The 18001-nt window shown below is 62.0% G+C and carries 15 protein-coding genes and 1 tRNA gene; 9 read left to right on the forward strand and 7 right to left on the reverse strand.

The annotated features are described in order from the left end of the window. Positions 1-259: 259 nt before the first annotated feature. The 3 genes from KIO74_RS10165 to KIO74_RS10175 all read left to right on the forward strand — a co-directional run bounded on the left by KIO74_RS10165 (position 260) and on the right by KIO74_RS10175 (position 2501). Entirely contained in the window at positions 260-679 is a 420-nt protein-coding gene (locus tag KIO74_RS10165; protein WP_213331884.1) for a phasin family protein, read from the forward strand. Between the two features lie 380 nt (positions 680-1059). Beyond that, positions 1060-2121 carry a phasin family protein gene (locus tag KIO74_RS10170; protein WP_213331885.1) on the forward strand — a complete coding sequence of 354 codons (1062 nt, stop codon included), beginning with the start codon at positions 1060-1062 and terminating at the stop codon, positions 2119-2121. Between the two features lie 303 nt (positions 2122-2424). Beyond that, positions 2425-2501: transfer RNA gene (locus KIO74_RS10175), tRNA-His, on the forward strand. A 244-nt stretch (positions 2502-2745) separates the two neighbouring features. Here the strand turns inward: KIO74_RS10175 and KIO74_RS10180 are convergent. After that, complete coding sequence (locus KIO74_RS10180; RefSeq protein WP_213331886.1) at positions 2746-3171, reverse strand: hypothetical protein; 426 nt, start codon at positions 3169-3171, stop codon at positions 2746-2748. A 430-nt stretch (positions 3172-3601) separates the two neighbouring features. Here KIO74_RS10180 and KIO74_RS10185 point away from each other — a divergent pair, with 430 nt between their 5' ends. The 3 genes from KIO74_RS10185 to KIO74_RS10195 all read left to right on the forward strand — a co-directional run bounded on the left by KIO74_RS10185 (position 3602) and on the right by KIO74_RS10195 (position 7646). Continuing rightward, positions 3602-4867 carry a Glu/Leu/Phe/Val family dehydrogenase gene (locus KIO74_RS10185; protein ID WP_213331887.1) on the forward strand — a complete coding sequence of 422 codons (1266 nt, stop codon included), beginning with the start codon at positions 3602-3604 and terminating at the stop codon, positions 4865-4867. A 198-nt stretch (positions 4868-5065) separates the two neighbouring features. Next, positions 5066-7162 carry a DUF4214 domain-containing protein gene (locus tag KIO74_RS10190; protein WP_213331888.1) on the forward strand — a complete coding sequence of 699 codons (2097 nt, stop codon included), beginning with the start codon at positions 5066-5068 and terminating at the stop codon, positions 7160-7162. Positions 7163-7244: 82 nt separating this feature from the next. Then, a complete protein-coding gene (locus KIO74_RS10195) occupies positions 7245-7646 on the forward strand; it encodes a nuclear transport factor 2 family protein (protein WP_213331889.1) in 402 nt (133 codons plus the stop codon). Positions 7647-7942: 296 nt separating this feature from the next. Here KIO74_RS10195 and KIO74_RS10200 read toward each other — a convergent pair whose 3' ends face one another. The 4 genes from KIO74_RS10200 to KIO74_RS10215 all read right to left on the reverse strand — a co-directional run bounded on the left by KIO74_RS10200 (position 7943) and on the right by KIO74_RS10215 (position 11354). After that, entirely contained in the window at positions 7943-8617 is a 675-nt protein-coding gene (locus tag KIO74_RS10200) for a DUF4286 family protein (protein ID WP_213331890.1), read from the reverse strand. 10 nt (positions 8618-8627) lie between these two features. Then, entirely contained in the window at positions 8628-9377 is a 750-nt protein-coding gene (locus KIO74_RS10205; protein ID WP_213334836.1) for an SDR family NAD(P)-dependent oxidoreductase, read from the reverse strand. Positions 9378-9447: 70 nt separating this feature from the next. Then, positions 9448-10437 carry an ABC transporter substrate-binding protein gene (locus tag KIO74_RS10210; protein ID WP_213331891.1) on the reverse strand — a complete coding sequence of 330 codons (990 nt, stop codon included), beginning with the start codon at positions 10435-10437 and terminating at the stop codon, positions 9448-9450. 140 nt (positions 10438-10577) lie between these two features. After that, positions 10578-11354: an ABC transporter permease gene (locus KIO74_RS10215; RefSeq protein WP_249730935.1), complete on the reverse strand. Its 777-nt coding sequence runs from the start codon at positions 11352-11354 to the stop codon at positions 10578-10580. A 166-nt stretch (positions 11355-11520) separates the two neighbouring features. On the opposite strand from KIO74_RS10215, the gene KIO74_RS10220 reads away from it, so the two are divergent. The 3 genes from KIO74_RS10220 (at position 11521) to msrB (ending at position 13930) form a co-directional block, all read left to right on the forward strand. Continuing rightward, the gene (locus tag KIO74_RS10220; protein ID WP_213331892.1) at positions 11521-12366 is read left to right on the forward strand and encodes an ABC transporter ATP-binding protein; all 846 of its coding nucleotides are present in this window, start codon (positions 11521-11523) and stop codon (positions 12364-12366) included. A gap of 2 nt (positions 12367-12368) precedes the next feature. Continuing rightward, a complete protein-coding gene (locus KIO74_RS10225; RefSeq protein WP_213331893.1) occupies positions 12369-13190 on the forward strand; it encodes an IclR family transcriptional regulator in 822 nt (273 codons plus the stop codon). A 326-nt stretch (positions 13191-13516) separates the two neighbouring features. Next, positions 13517-13930 carry a peptide-methionine (R)-S-oxide reductase MsrB gene (gene msrB / locus KIO74_RS10230; RefSeq protein ID WP_213331894.1) on the forward strand — a complete coding sequence of 138 codons (414 nt, stop codon included), beginning with the start codon at positions 13517-13519 and terminating at the stop codon, positions 13928-13930. A gap of 58 nt (positions 13931-13988) precedes the next feature. On the opposite strand, the gene KIO74_RS10235 is transcribed toward msrB, so the two are convergent. Both KIO74_RS10235 and KIO74_RS10240 read right to left on the reverse strand, forming a co-directional pair. Then, positions 13989-16565, reverse strand: coding sequence for a DUF4214 domain-containing protein (locus KIO74_RS10235; protein WP_213331895.1), 2577 nt, complete (start codon positions 16563-16565; stop codon positions 13989-13991). Between the two features lie 247 nt (positions 16566-16812). Further along, positions 16813-18000, reverse strand: coding sequence for a mandelate racemase/muconate lactonizing enzyme family protein (locus KIO74_RS10240; RefSeq protein WP_213331896.1), 1188 nt, complete (start codon positions 17998-18000; stop codon positions 16813-16815). Position 18001: the final 1 nt, after the last annotated feature.

The raw sequence follows: 18001 nt of genomic DNA on the forward strand, positions 1-18001 counted from the left end.
GACGCTCGATAGCTAACGAAGCCTTAATAACAGGCCCCGCCCCAGGCCGTCACGGCACGCAACCGACCTATCCGCACTAACCTGATGTTAGTGTTAATGCGGCGGCTGGCAAGATGGCATAGTATGGACGACAGTTTCCTTAAGAAGGCTGATCAGCACAGCAGAAACCCGCTCAAGCTGCCCTGGCGCGCCTTGCGCTTGTGCGCTGCAACATATATATTGCATCGCACAAACTCATACAAATCCCAAGGAGGATACCATGAGCCAATCCAACTTCCCTCACTACGAGATCCCCGCGGAGTTCCGCCAGTTTGCCGAGCAGGGTGTCGAGCAGGCCCGCAAGGCCTTTACGGGCTTCCTTGATGCGGCGAACAAAGCGGTTGATACCTTCGCCGCGCCGAATTCCTTCAATGCCGGGGCGGGCGATATGACGCGCCGGACGCTCGCTTACGCGGAGCATAATGTAACGGCCGCTCTGGACCTCGCGCAGAAGCTCGTAAAGGCTAAGGATGTCAGCGAGGCCATGAAGCACCAAGCTGACTATCTCCAATCGCAGGTTGTCTCCCTGCAGAGCCAAGTCAAGGATTTCACCGCCGCGGTTCAGAAAGCGGGCGAGGAAGTGACGCAGACCGCAACAAAGGCCGCCGCCCCGACGAAGAACGGGACCAAGGCTGGCTGACGTTGGACATCGGGCAAGTCTGAGAACGTCAGGCAAGTCTGACGGGGGCGGATTTGCTCGCCTGTCTTTGTCGAAGTGCCGCCTTCCGAACCGGAAAGGCAGCGAAGCGAAAGCCGTTTTTATCACGATCCTTGGGCCGCGCGTTCCGCGCTCAAAGCCCAGGCTTGTTGGACAGACGGTTTACGCCTTCGCGCACGGGTTGTCTCGAACCGGTTGCACGGGACAGCCCGTCTGGGGTGATGAGATGCCAATGGCCGGTCCTGGCTGTGCTCCGTGGGAGGCCAGGGCTGGCTTGACCAGTTGTCGATATGGCGGATGGCGGGAACTCACGGCCCGGCATCACTGGACCATGTTCCATTCGCCCATGAGGAGTTGCACCCATGGATAAGAGCAAGGCATCTGACACATCGTCATCCGGCAAAATTGCTGCGACCGGCAAAACGGCATCTGATGGCGCCCCCGCCGCCAAGCCGCAGGCCGGCAAACCCGAGGCTACACCTGTGCAAAAGCAGACGGTGGCCTCCAAGGCAGCACCGGCCCAGGCGACAACGGCGGCTTCAGTGACCGGCGCGAGCCCGAAGGCAGCTTCAGCCCCGAAGCCCGCGGCGCCAACGACCGATGCCAGCCCCACCAAGCCTGCCAAGCCCCAGGCGGAAAAGGCGGCTCCCGTCGCTGCGAAGGCCGTCGAGGCCAAGCCGGCGACGAGCACGGCCTCCAAACCAACCGTTGAGCCCAAGACAGCCTCTGGGCCCAAGACAGCCCCTCAGGCGAAAGCGACTGCTGAAACGAAGCCAACGGCTGCGTCCAAGCCGGTCGTGGTCAAACCTGAAACAGCGGCGGCGCCGGTAGCATCAAAGCCCACGCCACAGGCCGAACCGGCGCCCACCGCCCACGCCGCGATAGCGGCCCAGGCCGAGGCGACGCTTCGCCAGACTGAAGCTCTTTCAAAACTTGCGGAAGAGGCCGTCGCGGCGTCTCTCAAGGCAGCACGGGCCTCCGCCTCTCAGGCCCCATCGGCCGCCGTGAAGGGCCTTGGCCAGAAGAACCCCGGCCAGATGAACCCCGGCCAGGAGCACTCCTCCTTCGCCGCGATCGCCGAGAGCGGTCTGCAGCAGGCGCGCCACGCTTACGCGACAGCGCAGGAGCAGCGCGATACGTGGAACCGCAGCCTTATCGCGAATGCCAATGTGGCGAGCAAGGCCGCCAACGAAATCAACGGCAAGATCCTTGATCTCGTCCGCAGCCAGACGGATGCGACTTTCGGCCTGTGGCGCTCGCTGATGAACGTGACCTCGATGGCCGAGGCCGTCGAATTGCAGACGCGGGAATTGCGCCGGCAGTACGAGGATGCGACAGCGCGCGTTCGGGATATCGCCGAAACAGCGACCCGCTACACCCATGACGTGGTCTCGACCGCCAAGGAGGCGAACAGACACCGGTAACACCAGCATCAATAATACGGGCATTGCACACCACAGCTGTGGATTGTCGCTGAGATTTATGGTGGGAGCAGGGGTGGAGCGGTGCGCCCATCGTCCGCCGCGCCTCGCTCCGTCCGCACAATCAGCCCGTATAACACACGGAAAAATATTACGTTATTGCCGCCCGCCAGCGGGATCGAGAGGATCGACACCCGGTCATCGAATTCGATGTAACGTGGATCTTGCATTCGTGCGTGGTTGCGCATAGTTTCCCGCTCGCTGATGGACATGCGCGCCGTTGCCCGGCGCATATCATGGATCTGCGCAGCTGTAGCTCAGTTGGTTAGAGCGCCTGATTGTGGATCAGGAGGTCCCCCGTTCAAGCCGGGGCAGCTGTACCATCCGCCACCGCCGAAAATTTTACCATCGGTGTAGGGAAGGCTCGGCGTGTGCTCGAAGCTCTTGGGTTTGAGCCCCAAGTGGGGGCGAGATGCCCAAGCTATAGGGCGCGGCCATCGCCGGACACGGGGTATTTGATTCGATCAAGGTTGGTGCTTCAGCGCATCGGACATTCCCCGCGCAAGACAAACCGCGGACGCGTCATGCCTTCGGCGCGCCCACAGCTGCCCCGCCGCGCGCTCGGCCTTATTGGGCGTTTGGCGCCGCCTGCGGGTTGCCGGCCGGCGGTTTCTCCGCCGTCACGCGTGACTGGACGCGGTCGAACAGCATCAATGCCGCGTCCACGCAGGAGCGCATCGTCTCTCGATCGCCACAGCGCACGGCGAGGCGTGTATCGCCGCTTCGAATGATAAACCCGCCACCGCCGCCGCCATTGTCCCGATCCTCGTGGTCATGATCGCGCATCGCGTGCATGGAGCTGCGCCAGTTCTGCTGCTCGTCACGATCTTCCCTGTCAGCACGGTCGCTGCGGTCTTCACGGTCCGAACGCCAGTCGCGGCTGTAGCCGCGGCGGTCATCCCAACCACGGTTCCCCGACCCAGCCATGTCCTGGGCGACAGCGGGAAACGTCGTGAGGGCGAGAATAGCTCCGATGAACAATGGCGACCGCATGACTATGTCTCCCACATCTTGTCCTGGCCGCTCGCAGCCGTGTTTGGCGTGAAGAGATGCTTCTGCGAGCCATATTGCACCTAGAACGCGGAAGGCAATCCGACAGTTCCGCGTTCCGCGAAGACTGAACGACGACGGGCTCGCTCGGCCAAATCGTCCCGAAAGGTCTTGAGGTCGATATTATCGACCTCAACCAAGCGAGCGCCGCGAAGGTGTAGCGCTTCGTCCCCTTGATAAGAGGCCCAGCGGTAAACTCGACCGCTCCGCATTGATTCACCTGAATTGCTCAGGAGAAAGGCAATCGCCGCTCACGTCATAAGCATCGCATAAAATAGCATCTTTTTTTGGCGCCGATCTGCGCAATGCTTGTGCTGATCCTGCTGTCTGATTATGCAGACGCGTGCCCTCATCTCATACAGCAGGAGCAATCATGTCCGAAGGCAGCCTTCTCGATCACGCACTCGTTCGTCTGGACGAAGCCGCCGCCCATCTCGCTATCGATGCGGACGTGATCGAGAAGCTCAAATTTGCGCGCGAGACGACGAAAGTCCGCCTGATGATCCGCATGGATGACGGTTCGCGAAAATCGTTCCTGGCCTGGCGCTGTCGCTACGACGACACGCGGGGTCCGACGAAAGGCGGCATCCGTTTCCATCCCGACGCGACGGCTGATGAAGTGGAAACGCTCGCCTTCTGGATGACCTTCAAATGCGCCGTCATGAATCTGCCCTATGGCGGCGGCAAGGGCGCCGTCCAGGTTGACTCGCGCAAGCTGTCCAAGGCTGAGCTGGAGCGTCTTTCCCGCGCCTATATCCAGGCCTTCTCACGGATCATTGGCCCCGACCGCGATATTCCCGCGCCCGACGTCTACACCAATGCCATGATCATGGGCTGGATGGCCGATGAATATGCGCAGATCGTCGGCGAGGCCGCGCCCGCGGTTATCACCGGGAAACCATTGGCACTCGGCGGCTCTCTCGGACGTGGCGATGCAACCGCGCGCGGCGGCTATTATCTGGTGCGCCATCTCGCCACGGATCTCGGCCTCGGCCAGACCTTGAAGGTCGCCGTGCAGGGCTTCGGCAACGCCGGCCAGCACATTGCGCGGCTTCTCGCCACCGACGGCCACAAGATCGTCGCCGTGTCGGATTCCGAGGGAGCGGTTTATGCCGCTGGCGGCCTCGACGTCCATACTCTCCTGGCCGCCAAGGACCAGGGACGATCGGTGGCATCGACTTTAGGCTCGCATGGACACCAGGCGCTCGCCGCCGGCGAACTCGTCGGCGTGGACTGCGACGTGCTTGTGCCGTCGGCCCTCGAGAACATGATCCATGAGGGCAATGCCGAGACGATCAAGGCCAAGCTCATTCTGGAGCTGGCGAACGGCCCGGTCACTCCGGCCGCGGACGCCATCCTGGCGCGCAAGAACGTCATCGTCCTGCCCGACATCCTCGCCAATGCCGGTGGCGTCACCGTCTCCTATTTCGAGTGGGTGCAGAATCGGCAGGGCTATTACTGGACGCTCGAGGAGATCCACGAGCGCCTGCGCGTGATCATGGAGCGCGAGGGCCGGGCGATCTGGAACACCGCCCGCGAGAAGGGCGTGTCGGCGCGGACAGCGGCCTATGTCCACGCGCTGAACCGCCTCGCCGAGGCCATCGAAGCGCATGGCACGCAAAACTTCTTCGCGAGCTGACACCACGGCATGCATTGGGGGGAGCGGCATCACCGGCGATCTCATGGAGATCGCCGGTGATGGCATCGAATTGGACGTCTCTCTTGAGGAGTTCTCGCAGGAATTTGAAAGCAAAACCACTTCCAACAGGCCTTCTGCCCTTGCGCTAGCTCGGCAGCTCGCGTAACCCGCGCCGTTCAGATGATGGGGGAAGCATCAATGGCCACAGAGATTCAATTGCTCTACCAGGAGCTGCTGTTTCGCTCGCCGAACATAGCGGAAGAAGGTTATTGGAATAGCGTGCTGGGGAGCGGCCGATCAATCGAGGCCGTCCGCCAGGATTTCATCGGCTCACCTGAATATACCCTTATTCACAACGAGATTCTGCCGACGCTCGCGCTCTACCAGGGAGCCTTTGGACGTGCGCCCGACGCAGCTGGTTTCACGTTCTGGTCTGACGTCTATACCGGAGGCCTGCTTTCATTCAGCGCAATCATGGATGAGTTTGCGGATTCGGCGGAATTCAAGACCTTGCACCCGGAGATCGGTGCAGAGGTCTCCGCCAGAGAACTTGTCACTCTATTCTATCAAAACCTGCTTGGGCGCGCGCCCGATGAAGCTGGCCTCAAATATTGGACGCAGGCATTCGAAAGCGGGCAGCTCAACGGTCCTGAACTCGCCAACTCCTTTTTCGCTTCACCGGAATTCCGGGCCGCTCATGGATATAACCTCACCGCATTTATAGCGGACGCGCTTGATGGCCACATCAGCAATTTGCACGGCTCGCTCACAGACCCACCCATTGCGACATTTGAAGAAGGCGTATTGCACTTCAATAGCCCCGGCGAGTACAGGGTCGATGCGATGGCAGGCGCCTACTACATCCGTCATGAAGGACGGCAGCAGGCTTGGAGCTACGATGATCTCAGCTCCCTAGGGGTTGTCGATGTCCCGAAAGGAACCGCTGTCGCGGCCGACTTGTTCAACGTGCGCGATCTTGCCGTGATGGGTGGTGGCTCTTTCGATCTCAAGATCAGCGCTTCTTTATCAGAGGCAGATCTCTATGGCCCCGCCAGGAGCAATATCTGGTTCACAAATCTGAGCATTGAGGATGGGACCCAGTTCGCGCTGGACGGCTCAGTGGCAAAGGGCTTCATTTATCGGTGGATCTTACTTGAAAATGATTACACCTATCTATCTTTGACGAACGGTGGCCCACTTGCCCTGACGAACAGCGGACCTCGTGGGTATGATGACACTTACTCCCTTGGCCGTGAGGTCTTGGGAATAAGTACACTCGGCGCAGCAGCTGAAGCCCTCAATGTCGCATTTGTCCACCTCGCCGCTGAGTATGCTCGCTATTTGGAGAACGGCGGGGCTCCGGTGGATGAATTCACAGGCAAGTTTGCGCCCGGGCTCGACCTGTCCGTCCACGATATCCTGCTTGGGAAAGGCTCCGTCGCGGACATGGCAAGCCGCAATTTCGATGCGGATATCCTTGCTGACCTCCAACAACTCGTGCCCGATTGGGTGGAGGCCCGCCCGGTCTATTCGGGGCTTGAGAGCGACAGGCCGACGTATGAAGCGACACTCGCCTATGATTGGCAGCAGGGCATCGCTCGCGCTGGCCAGCGCAACTACGAGATGGACGCCACCATAGACAGCGCTGGATATGATCCAGATACTGGCCATCTATACCTTGGCCCCGGCCACACTCCGAACGATTTCAGCCTTGTCAGGAATGACTATGCGGGGATCGAGCTCGGCTTGAAGGCCCACTACATCGGAAGCGGTGAGACCGTCGTGCGCAGTGTCGATGCAAGCGGACGCGTGCAGTTCACCGTTGACGCGGGCAGCCAAGTCGCGGGTCTGCATGGAGCAACAGAGACACGCAATGACCTCGCGGCCTGGTCGATCGATTTTTCCATTTTGACCGGCCTGGATGGCCATGCCGGACAACTTGAAGATTATCGCTTCACGCTCCAGATCGACGTTGATCTGAGTTTCAGCCGCAGCTTCGTCGATCTTGACCTCGCCGGGGCGAGTGGCATGACCGATTGGCTGGATCAAGCTGGTATTGTCCGTCTTGCTGACGCCGATGGCGATAACCCTCAGCTGGCACAGGGCACCATCAATATCGGCTCCGACTTCATCTTGAGCGAGATCAACAAGATCGCCCAAGGCTTTTATGGCGCGCCTCCATACAATTTCACGCCCTATACGGACTTCGATTTTGTACTCTCGGCTTATACTGCGGATGGTGTTCTCGTAGGCACCAACCACATTACCGTTGACGTGGCAGCGCCTGCAGTCTGAGGATCCGACTGTGCCCGCTCTTATATTGTATTTTGCAGGCGAGATCTTACCAGCCTCATCATGGTGAAAGGTTCAGTTTGTCATGGTCACCCAGCCCACCCGTCTCACCCGTGACGACGCCATCGCGCTTCTGGAGCATTACTTCCGCCGCGTGGATGGGAAAGACATGGACGGGCTGATGGCCATCCTGACCGAGGACTGTCGGTTTCGCATCGAGACCGACCAGCTCGACCATATCGGGCGGGACGTCGGCGTGCGCGCGATGTTCGAGCGGCTCTTCAGCCGCTACGCGACGATCTGGCACGGTAACTTCTCTTGGGTGTTCGACGCGGAGGCCCAGCGTATCGCCTGCCAGCTCGATGTCATCAACACCGAGCCCTGCGGCCGCGAGCACCACAAGCACAACGCGTCGTTCTACCATCTCAAGGACGGCAAGATCGCGTTCGCAGGGATTTACATGAGTGGAACGAACGCGTTGGTCTAAGACCAATCGATATTCATTGCGTCCGGCGGGATTGAGGCTCAGGAACCTCGGTGTCATCCCGGAAGCCGCGCTGAACTCGGGTGTTGCCGAGCTCAGCTATTTTGGATGAACAAGTCGGGTAGACCCGACTTGTGCGCGGCTGTCCAGGATCCAGAAACCCGCCGCTTCAGCAAAATGGCGCCTTGTGCGAGGGCTGATGGCCACTCACGGACCGCATCGGTTCTGGATCCCGGGCCCGAGCTTGCGCTCGTCCCGGGATGACCGACGCGGGCGCCGAACCCGGCTCATCTTCTCCCTCAGCGGGAGAAATCCGTGAGGCAATATTCCAGGCGATAGAGACCACGCACCGGTTCCTCGATCGCACCGTGCGCGACGAGCCCGCCGTGGAGCAGATGGTCCGTGGCGGCATCCACCGCCGCAGTCTCGGATCCCTCGATCATGATGATCCAGTTCGGCACGCCGACCTCGCGTCCCTTCTTCTCCGCCGTCTCGATGCCGCTCGCCGCCGCATCGGCGATGCACAGATGCACGCCGGAAATCGCATAGTGGCCAGCTACTTCGCTGAGACGCTTCTGGATATATTCCGAAAGCGGCTCGCGTTTATCCGCTTCGGCATCGAAGCGCAGGGTCATCATCACACCGCCATCACCGATGCCCTTTGAAAAAACGGTCTCACAGACGCCGCGCGTGGTGTTGCGGAAGGCGGACGTCGCCTCCTTGGTCCACCGCGTAGGACTGTTCAGGCGCTCGAGATAGTCCTTGCCGACGAGAACGCCCGCATCCTCCGCCTCGTAAAGCGTGTAATAGGCGGGCTCGCCGTAGTAGGCCTCATAGCGCCGGCCGCGCAGGAAGCCGGGGATCCCGACCCGCTCGGGAATGTGCTCGCGGTTGTGCCACTCGATGAAATTGGCCTTCCCCTCCGGCAGGATATCGTTCCAAATCGCGACAACCGCGCGCCCCAGCAATGCCATGACATGTACCTCAGTAAGTCGCCCGGCCGCCTGACAGGTCGAAGACGGCGCCAGTGCTGAAACTGCATTCGTCGGAGGCAAGCCAGGCGATCATCGCCGCCACCTCGTCCGGTTGGAGAAAACGACGCATCGGAATGCGCGACAGGATATCCGCCAGCCGTTCCGGCGGCGCATCGATGCTCATCGCGGTGAGCGAAGCCGCCGGCGTGATGGCATTGACGAGGATGCCCTCCTCCGCCAGTTCCTTGCCGAGGCTCTTGGTCAATGCGACGAGGCCGGCCTTGGCGGCACTGTAGGCAGCAGCGTTGTGCATGCCCTCCTTCGCCTGGATGGACGCGACATTGATGATGCGCCCTCGCCGCTCCGCCTTGTCCTTCGACAGCATCAGCGGCACGACGGCGCGACAGACGTGGAAGGCGCCCATGAGATTGACATCGACGATCCGCCGGAACTCCTCGACCGGAATCTCCCAGGTTCGTCGGACTTCGCCAACGATGCCGGCGTTATTGACAAGGATGTCGGGGGCGCCGAAACGCTTGGCAAAATCAGCGGCCGCAGCCTCGACGCTCGCCGCGTCGGTGACGTCCACCGCCTGCGTGGCATGAGAAAGATCGTCGGCTCGCGCGAGCGAGGCGGGCAAGTCCCACAGCACCGGGATTGCCCCGCATCCCCCGAGACGCGCGGCGATGGCCTTGCCGAAACCACCCGTGCCGCCGGTGATGATGGCGACCCGTCCCGTCAAATCATACTGTGCGACCATCGCGCCGACCGTCATCCATTCCAGTTCATAGAGGTAATCCGCCGCGCTGGTGACGCGGCGGATGGTGTTGCTACTTCTTGACGAATTCGTTCGTGTAGAAGCTCTCGGGCGTCATGGTCGTCGACACGTCCTGATAGGACTTCATCAGGTCGAGCGTGCGCGTCCAGTCGGCCGGCGCCATTTCGCCGATTGGCAGGTTGGGCGCCTCAGGCGAGGGGATCAGGTTGATCGAGGCGAGGAGCTGAGCCTTCAGCAGCGCCTTGTCGGCCTCGGGGCGGGCCTTGATGGCGGCAGCGACCGCCGCATCGGGGTCGGCCTTGGCGGCTTCCATCGCCTTCACCGTGGCGCGGACGAAGCGCTGCACGAGGTCCTTCTTGTTCTCGATGGTGTTGTTGCTGGCGACGATCGTCAGCCCTTGCGTGTTCACACCGAGCTCGGCGAAGGAGAACACCTTCTGGTCGAGCCCGCGCTGCTCCAGGATGATGACCTGTCCCTCGAGGCCGGCCAGAATACCGTCGGAGCGCTTCTCGAGAATAGCCACGAGCTTGCCCGGACCATCGACATTCAGGATGCGCACCTTGCTGGGATCGATGCCGTTGTTCTTCCAGATGGCGGGAAGAAGCGCCATGGAAGCCTCGCCGGCGGTGGCGCCGATGGTCTTGCCCTCAACGTCCTTGATGGTCTTGACGCCAGAGTCCGCCCGGAACGACATGCCGTAGGGCGACGTGTTCATGATGCCGAGCACGGACTTGACCGGCGCGCCGCGTGTCGCGGCGGCGATCACGCTGCCGCCATCGGCCACACCAAAGGTATCGCCGCCCGTCGCAGTGACCTGCACTGCGCGCGCCGAGCCTTGTCCCTCACCGATGGTGAGGTTGATCTTCTCATCGTTATAGAAGCCCTTGTCGACGCCGTAGTAGAAGATCGAATGAACGCCGCTGAGCAGCCAGTTCAGACGCAGGCTCACCGCATCCTGGGCAGAGGCCGGCGAGGCAGCAACCGCTCCCATGCCCAAACCCATGGCCAGCGCGATGATCCCGCGCCGTGTGTGCTTCATCATCCCCATAACGTTATCTCCCTGAAATTATAAGCTATTACCTTGAAAGATCGACCGCCTGTCGGGTCGTAAATCCCGCACGCGTCGCGGACGTCACGCCGTTTCCACTTGCCAGATGCCGGCGGCGCGGGCCGTCAGCAGCCTCACACCCCGCTCTTTCCGACCGTGAAATCGTCGCGACGCTGCGAAACGTGCCACGGGATGGCCCACCGCTCGATGAGCTCCACGACGCCATAGAGAATGAGCCCGAGCAGGCTGAGCACGAGGATGACGGCGAAGGTCATGCTCGTATTGAGATTGCCGTTGTAGTTCAGCAGCAGATAGCCAAGGCCATTGTCCGACGCGACGAACTCGGCGACGACGGCCGCGGTCGCGGACAAGGCAGCCGCCACCTTGAAGCCCGCGAACAGAGAAGGCAGCGCGCTCGGCAGCTCGACCCGCCAGAAGATCTTGAGCCGGCTCGCCCGATAGGATTTCGCGAGATCATAAACGTCGCTCTCGATGGATTTGAAGGCGACGATCGAGTTCACGACGATCGGAAAGAACGACAGCAGGAAGACGAGCAGGACTTTCGACGGCAGACCGAAACCCACCCAGATGATGAAAAGGGGCGCGATCGCGATCTTCGGGATGATCTGCAGCACCACGAGCAAGGGATAGAAGATGCGCTCGAACAGGTGCGAATAGACCACGAGCAGCGCGAGCAGAACACCGAGCACGACCGCGACAAGGAAGCCGAGCACCATGGGCTGCATGGTGTAGTAGGAGGCCGGCAGCACAGCCGCATAGTTCCGGAAGAGGTCGTACAGCACCTTGCTCGGCGCCGGCAGGATGTATTCCGGTGTTTTGAAGATGCGGACCGCCAATTCCCACGCCAGGACGGCGCCGACGAGGCTCGCCACCGTCTGCAGCTGGCGCATCCAACCACCCATCGCTTTCAACTTTTTCCTCCCAAGTTTTTCCTCCCAAGCGCGCCGTTTCGTGATCGAAGGGCTTGACCTATTGCTGGAACATAGTTCTGTTTGGAACAACGTTCCGTCAAGTTATTTTTCGCGGCGCAAGGTCGCGACCAAGGGAGGATAGTGGATGAGCGATGCCAGCACGCGTGATGCCACGACGAGCGCTGATTCAGCCCCCGCGGGCAGGACCTATCGCCCGGGCGTCACGCTCGAGGGGGTTACGAAAACCTTCGGCACGGCAGGCGCCCCCGTTGTTGCGCTCGAACGCGTCGATCTCACTATCGGCGACGGTGAGTTCGTCGCCGTCGTCGGGCCTTCGGGCTGTGGCAAATCGACCATGCTGCGGCTGATTTCCCGTCTATCCCTGCCCACCACCGGCAAGATCACCGTTTTCGACGATACCTCGACCAAACCGCCCTCTGGCATGAGCATCGTATTCCAGAATCACGTCCTGCTCGCCTGGCGCACGATCCTGGAGAACGTACTTTTTCCCGCCGACATGGTGGGCCAGAGCAAGGCACCGCTGCGCGCCAAGGCCTTGGAGCTCCTGAAAAGCGTGGGGCTCGCCGATTTCGTCGAGCGCTATCCTCACGAACTGTCGGGCGGCATGAAGCAGCGCGCGTCGATCGCGCGCGCCCTGCTTCTACAGCCGCGTCTTCTCCTGATGGATGAGCCCTTCGGCGCGCTCGACGCGCTGACACGCGAACAGATGCGCGTCGATCTGGAAGCCCTCTGGCTGAAGCATCGGATGACCATTCTGTTCATCACCCATTCCATCGACGAGGCCGTCCTGCTGGCCGATCGGGTGATCGTGATGACGCCACGCCCCGGACGCATCGAGCGCATCATGGAGATCAACATGGCGCGTCCCCGCGGATTGGCGGCGCGCCGTGATCCGGAATTCCTCGAGAAGACCGAGGAAATCACCGAGATCTTCCTGTCACGCGGCGTGCTTCACGGCGAGGCCCATTAGCGATGACGGCGCTGTCTGGAAAAACAGGCCTCTGGAAATCCGGCTCGATCCAGGATATCGGCCGAGATCCCCCGAGCGGACCGGTCGACCGCGTGCTCGCGACACTGGAGCTTCTGGCGCTGGCGGAAGAGCCCATCCGACTGTCGGATATCGCCCACCGCCTGAATATCCCGAAGAGCGCCGCGCACCGCATCCTGACGTCTCTCGTGGACAATGGCTGGGCCGACCAGAGCCAGGAAAGCGAGTGCTATGGCCTGACGCTGCACATGGCCCTCATCGGCCAGCGTCTGCTCGCCCATCTCGATCCGACGAACCTGCGCCAGCCGATCCTCGACGATGTCGCACGGCGCACCAAGGAACTCGTGCGCCTGACCACCGTGCAAAACGAGACCTTGGTGTGGACGGCATCCTCACGCGGTCGCCGTTCCGGCCTTGTCTACGAGCCCGATATGGGCGAGCGCATCGTTCCCTTCGCGACGGCGAACGGGAAGGTTTGGCTCGCGACGCTCTCCGCGGAGGACGCGGCGCGAATCGCTATCGCCTCGGGCCTCGGCAAATGGGCGGATGCACCGCCGAACACCATTCGTAATCTGGCCGATCTCACGCGCGAACTCGACGAAACACGGAGCCGAGGCTACGGCCTTGCCCGCGAGGAAGCCGAGGTCGGCGTTGGCGCTGTCGCGGTTCCGATCTTCCGCGAGAGCGTGCTTGTCGGCTCCATGAGCGTCGCCGCGCCGATCTCCCGTCTCCCGCCCGAGCGCATCACGTCCCTCGTCGGGGTCCTACGCAAGGCGGCGGCCGACATGGCGCTCGCCTGGTCATGACCTTCGGTCATCGGCCGTCATGAAAGAAGAGCAGACCTGAGGAACGCGCGTTACCGTCTGGCTCAATCCATGTTGAACAGCAGCCGGAAGACAGCGACGAAGCCGACGACGACCAGGGGAAGGCCGAGATAGAGTTCCCATTTCATGGCAGACGTACCCTGCAAGGTAATAGGTAGCGCGAGCGATCCGCCCGTCGGGCCACTCTCATACGCCTCTCGCAGACTGTTACCATGGCGCGATCCGCCGCAGGAGTGGCCGTCATTGCCAATTCGACCTCGGCATCCCAGATTGAGGGCACTTATCGGCAGCGCGCGAGGAGACATTTCATGGCGAGCACGCATTTCCCTGTAACGCGGACGGAGGCCGAATGGCGGGCGATGTTGACGCCCGAGCAATACTATATCATGCGCAGCCATGGCACTGAGCGCCCCGGCAGCTGCGCCCTGCTTCATGAAAAGCGAGCCGGCACGTTTTCCTGCGTCGGTTGTGACCAGCCCCTGTTCGAATCGAGCCTCAAGTTCGAGAGCGGCACTGGCTGGCCCAGCTTCAACGATCCCGTGCCGGGCAGTGTGGAAACCACCGTCGACCACAGCCACGGGATGACGCGCACGGAAGTTCATTGCGCGCGCTGCGGCAGCCACCTCGGCCACGTCTTCGACGACGGCCCGCCCCCGACCTACCTGCGCTATTGCATCAACGGCGTTGCGCTCAAGTTCATGCCGGCTCACGCGAGCGTCTGACATAAAAAGCCCGGCGGATCGGTGATCCGCCGGGCTTTCTCTGTGAACGCGATCCAAGTCAGATCGAGAAACCGAGCCCGTCGGCCAGCGTGTTGACGTTGTCAGGCGTCAACCAGCGTGTGATGCCGACGATGTTGTGGAAATACCACGTCTCCGAATCGAACTGACGGATCTCCACACCGTTGGGATAGTAACGGCCGAGCGCGTCATAGGATTCGCTGCCGGTCGAATCGATCACGAAATTGCCGCCGCCGCCCACAAGCTGCGCATAGTCTCCCGTCCAGGTGATCGCATGGCTTGCCTGACCGGGGGTTGCGCTGCTCGGATCCGTATTCACCGGCGTGGGCGAAATATAGAGGATGTCGCCAGGCTGGAGATTGGCCTCCAGGAAGGCCTGGATCTCGGCATCGGTGGCCTGCCCGTCTTCGCCGTAGATATCCGTTGACAGGGCGACCCGCTCGGCCGTCAGGGTCTTGCCGAGCCAGGCCACGTCGACGGTGAGCTGATTGGCCTGGATCTGGGTATCCGAATTGATCCAGAAACCGAAGGCGAAGTTGTAGTACCAGCTCGTGAAGTCGGTGCAGTCCACACCCTGGGTGTGGAAGCCCGATACACTTGCGCCCCAGGCCACCTGCGGCAGCATCGCAGCGTCGGATCCGGGCTCATAGCTGTACCACGTCGGCGCGTGGTGGTGTTCGTAGGCGACGCCGTAATTTGTGAAAATCGAAGCCATCACACGCGCCTGGAACAGCTCCTGCAGCGTTTCCGTCGCGCCCTCAGGTAGGCTGAAGTCCGGCTTGAACAGGTCCGCCGGCATGGCGTCGGAATTCAACGCACCGGGAGTGCCCGGTCCCCACGAGCTGACGTCGGACGTGGCATCGGTAATGTATTTCGCGTTCCACGCCTCGGTCGCCGCGAGAGCTCCCTGGTAATGAGACTGGAAATCGGACGTCAGCGAGGCGAGTTCGTCGGACGAGACCGATCCGAAACTGACCACATAGGGCGACTCATAGGAGACCTGCGCCACCTGCACCAAGCCGTATTTGCTCCGGGTTGCCGAATTCTGCTCGATGGCGCCGGGCCCCCAGGGATTGGTCCATGCGGTCTCCCCATCGACCACATTGCTCGAATTATCGACAGCGACCCAGGCGCCGCTCGTGCTGTCGTAGCTCAGCAGCTGGACGTCGGTTCCGCCGAAGCCACCCGTGACGAGAATGGGGGATGCCGAACCTCCGGGAAGCACGGGGTTGGCGCCGGCATCGGCGGGTGGTTGCGGGAACATGAAGCCGCCACCGGCAAAGACGGGAAGGGTCGTGCCGTCCCACGGGATGGACTGCGTGCTGCCGTCCGCCAGGATCTGCACCGGATTGGCTTCCAGTGCGTTGGCATGCACGATGAGCGCACCGGGAACGCCTGCGCCGCGCAGCAGGGCATCCGTCGGGCCCACGATGGGCAGAGCCCATTGGTCCAGGCTCGCCGACGTCAGCCCGTTCGGGAACTGGATGATCGTCTGCTGCGCGCTGATCGCGGTGGGGACTACGCCGCCCGTGAAGTCTGCGCCATAGGGCTGAAGGACACGCGGCGTCCCGACGATCGACCCGTCCTCGGGGTTGATCGTGAAGACCGCGAGATTGGCGCCGGAGAGATCGCCGAGGATGATCTCGCCATAGCCGTTGCCGTCGGTGTCGCCCATGGCCGCCGCAAGCCCATGGCCGGCCACATACCAGTCGCCGAGGAGGCCCGTCGGTGTCACGTCGGTCGGGGCGCCGGTGCGGCCAGCGTTGAGCTGCAGAAGCTGAACCGGCGACGTTTCACCTGAGGCCGGCTCGGTCTGCGTGAGAAGAATTTCGGCGCGGCCATCCGCGTTGAGATCGCGCACGGCGACCGACATCCCACCGCCGTAGGTGCCGGAAAAGGCGGCGAACGAGGTGAAGGTCAGATTGGGCGCGCTATAGGTGGAGCCCGTGTAAGCGTAGTCGGCACCGCCGAACAGCACCTGCACCTGCCCGCCGCCATTCGCGTCGGGGGAGACGGCGATGATATCGTCGAAGCCATCACCATCGACGTCGCCGCTGGCAACCTCCACACCGCCGACGTTATCGGCACCGAAGGGCAGCCATGTCTGGAGGACCGCACCGTTGTTGCCGTCGAAGACCGTGACATAGGAGAGAGGCCCCGCCGCCGAACCGACAATGAGCTCGGGGACGCGATCGGCGTTGATGTCGCTCAGCGTCATCGTGCCAAGGGCGGCCGACACGCTCGCCGCTTCCGAAGAAGAGGCAAAGGCCACCCCCACTTGCGATGCCGGCATGCCGGACTGCATCGCGTTCAGCCAGAAGGTGAGCCCCGCCTGATCCGGCGCGCGGCCAAATGTATTCTGGTAGAGCGCCGTCAGAAATACCGTGTTGTCCGTGTCAACGCCCGGATGCTGCTGCTGGAACTCCGCGCTTTCGAAAAAGGCGTTGGAAATGTCGTCGATGGACGTTCCATCGTTGTACAGATCCATCCAGAACGAAAGCCCGGCGGCATCCGGATCACGCCCGACATAGACGTTGTAAAGCCGCGCCACCTGCTCAACCGCGAGGATACCCGCGGGCGTTGTCAAATCGATCACGCCACTATCTGAAGTCGCCATTTGTCCGCCCCTGCCCCTATGTTCCCTATAGGAACCAACGGAACAGTAGTGGCAGAACATGACAGCGCGTGCAGCAGGAAAACTGCGCTCGCTGCAATATTAAGGATGAAAACAGGTCGTTCGCCACAATGGTTAACAAAAACGAACGACAGTGGCCGTCGTTTTTATAGAGATACACTTGTCCGGCGCGGCTTCGGCCCTTTCATCGGAAGTGGAACGGCGGGGCGTCCGCCCCGCCGTCTTCATCTCAGGCGAACAATGGCCGCACGTCCGGCGTATATCGGCCGAGCTTCTCGCGATCGATGGTGACGCCGAGGCCGGGCAGATCGGGAATCGTCAGCCAGCCCTCCGAATCGAGCACGAAGGGCTCGGCGAGGATGCCGTCGACATAGGGGCTGCCACCAATGAACTCGACGAGATCCGCGCTGGGGAACGCCGAGGCCATCTGCAAATCCGCAGCCAGACCAAGCGCGGTGTTCCAGCCATGGCCGATGTATTTGACGCCGAAGTCATCCGCCATCCAGGCGATGCGGCGCTGTTCGGAGATGCCGCCGACTTTGGTGACGTCGGGCTGCACGATGTCGATGGCGCCACGGGTGAGCCAGGGTATGAAAGCCTGGCGTCGTGTGATGACCTCGCAGCCGGCGATAGGCACCGGTGAGCACCGGCGCAACTCCCAGTAATCGTCGATCGCATCGGGGCGTACCGGTTCCTCGAACCAGCCCACATCAAACTGCGCCAGCATCTCGGCCGTGCGCTTCGCCCATTTGAAACCGTGCGGCCATTGCGCATCGCTGGCGCCGGCATCCACGAAAAGCTTGGCCTTGTCGCCGGCGCCCTCGCGCGCGGCCCTGACGATCGCCTCGTCAAGGCGCGTATCGAGCGCCCGGCCGAAGGGGCCCCAGCCGATCTTGAAGGCCGTGAAGCCCTTGTCCCGATAGCTCGCGATGACATCACGCATCACGGCAGGCTCCTCCATCAGGAGCGAACAATAGGGCTGCACCCGACGTCGATAGCTGCCGCCGAGAAGCCGCCCCACGCTGAGGCCTGTCGCCTGGCCAAGAATGTCCCACAACGCGATGTCGATGCCGCTGATGGTGTGGGTCAGCGTGCCGCCGCGTCCCATCCAGAATGTGTTCTGGTGCAGCTTCTCGCTGACGAATTCAGGGCTGAGCGCATCCTCGCCGAGAAACAGCGGCTCCAGTACCTTGAGGCCCGCCTGCACAAGGCGGCCATCCGTGAACGAACTGCCGTAGCCCGTCACGCCCTGGTCCGTATGGACCGCGATGATCGCATGGATCGAGTCGTCCGGCCGGATCTCGGCCGACCAGCCGCCTTTCGGGCTTTCGCCGAACAGGGGGGCGGCCTCGATGCGGGTGATCCGAAAGGGCGGCAGAGCTGCCGGGCGCGCTGCGGGTGTGGAAGGCACGGGCATG

It is taken from the genome of Chelatococcus sp. HY11, assembly GCF_018398335.1.
GTDB lineage: Bacteria > Pseudomonadota > Alphaproteobacteria > Rhizobiales > Beijerinckiaceae > Chelatococcus.

What these genes read in the sequence shown, in the direction of transcription:
- KIO74_RS10165 (WP_213331884.1), top strand. Translation starts at nt 260, where the DNA reads ATGAGCCAATCCAACTTCCCTCACTACGAGATCCCCGCGGAGTTCCGC.
- KIO74_RS10170 (WP_213331885.1), top strand. Translation starts at nt 1,060, where the DNA reads ATGGATAAGAGCAAGGCATCTGACACATCGTCATCCGGCAAAATTGCT.
- KIO74_RS10180 (WP_213331886.1), bottom strand. Translation starts at nt 3,171, where the DNA reads ATGCGGTCGCCATTGTTCATCGGAGCTATTCTCGCCCTCACGACGTTT.
- KIO74_RS10185 (WP_213331887.1), top strand. Translation starts at nt 3,602, where the DNA reads ATGTCCGAAGGCAGCCTTCTCGATCACGCACTCGTTCGTCTGGACGAA.
- KIO74_RS10190 (WP_213331888.1), top strand. Translation starts at nt 5,066, where the DNA reads ATGGCCACAGAGATTCAATTGCTCTACCAGGAGCTGCTGTTTCGCTCG.
- KIO74_RS10195 (WP_213331889.1), top strand. Translation starts at nt 7,245, where the DNA reads ATGGTCACCCAGCCCACCCGTCTCACCCGTGACGACGCCATCGCGCTT.
- KIO74_RS10200 (WP_213331890.1), bottom strand. Translation starts at nt 8,617, where the DNA reads ATGGCATTGCTGGGGCGCGCGGTTGTCGCGATTTGGAACGATATCCTG.
- KIO74_RS10205 (WP_213334836.1), bottom strand. Translation starts at nt 9,377, where the DNA reads ATGGTCGCACAGTATGATTTGACGGGACGGGTCGCCATCATCACCGGC.
- KIO74_RS10210 (WP_213331891.1), bottom strand. Translation starts at nt 10,437, where the DNA reads ATGATGAAGCACACACGGCGCGGGATCATCGCGCTGGCCATGGGTTTG.
- KIO74_RS10215 (WP_249730935.1), bottom strand. Translation starts at nt 11,354, where the DNA reads ATGCGCCAGCTGCAGACGGTGGCGAGCCTCGTCGGCGCCGTCCTGGCG.
- KIO74_RS10220 (WP_213331892.1), top strand. Translation starts at nt 11,521, where the DNA reads ATGAGCGATGCCAGCACGCGTGATGCCACGACGAGCGCTGATTCAGCC.
- KIO74_RS10225 (WP_213331893.1), top strand. Translation starts at nt 12,369, where the DNA reads ATGACGGCGCTGTCTGGAAAAACAGGCCTCTGGAAATCCGGCTCGATC.
- msrB (WP_213331894.1), top strand. Translation starts at nt 13,517, where the DNA reads ATGGCGAGCACGCATTTCCCTGTAACGCGGACGGAGGCCGAATGGCGG.
- KIO74_RS10235 (WP_213331895.1), bottom strand. Translation starts at nt 16,565, where the DNA reads ATGGCGACTTCAGATAGTGGCGTGATCGATTTGACAACGCCCGCGGGT.
- KIO74_RS10240 (WP_213331896.1), bottom strand. Translation starts at nt 18,000, where the DNA reads ATGCCCGTGCCTTCCACACCCGCAGCGCGCCCGGCAGCTCTGCCGCCC.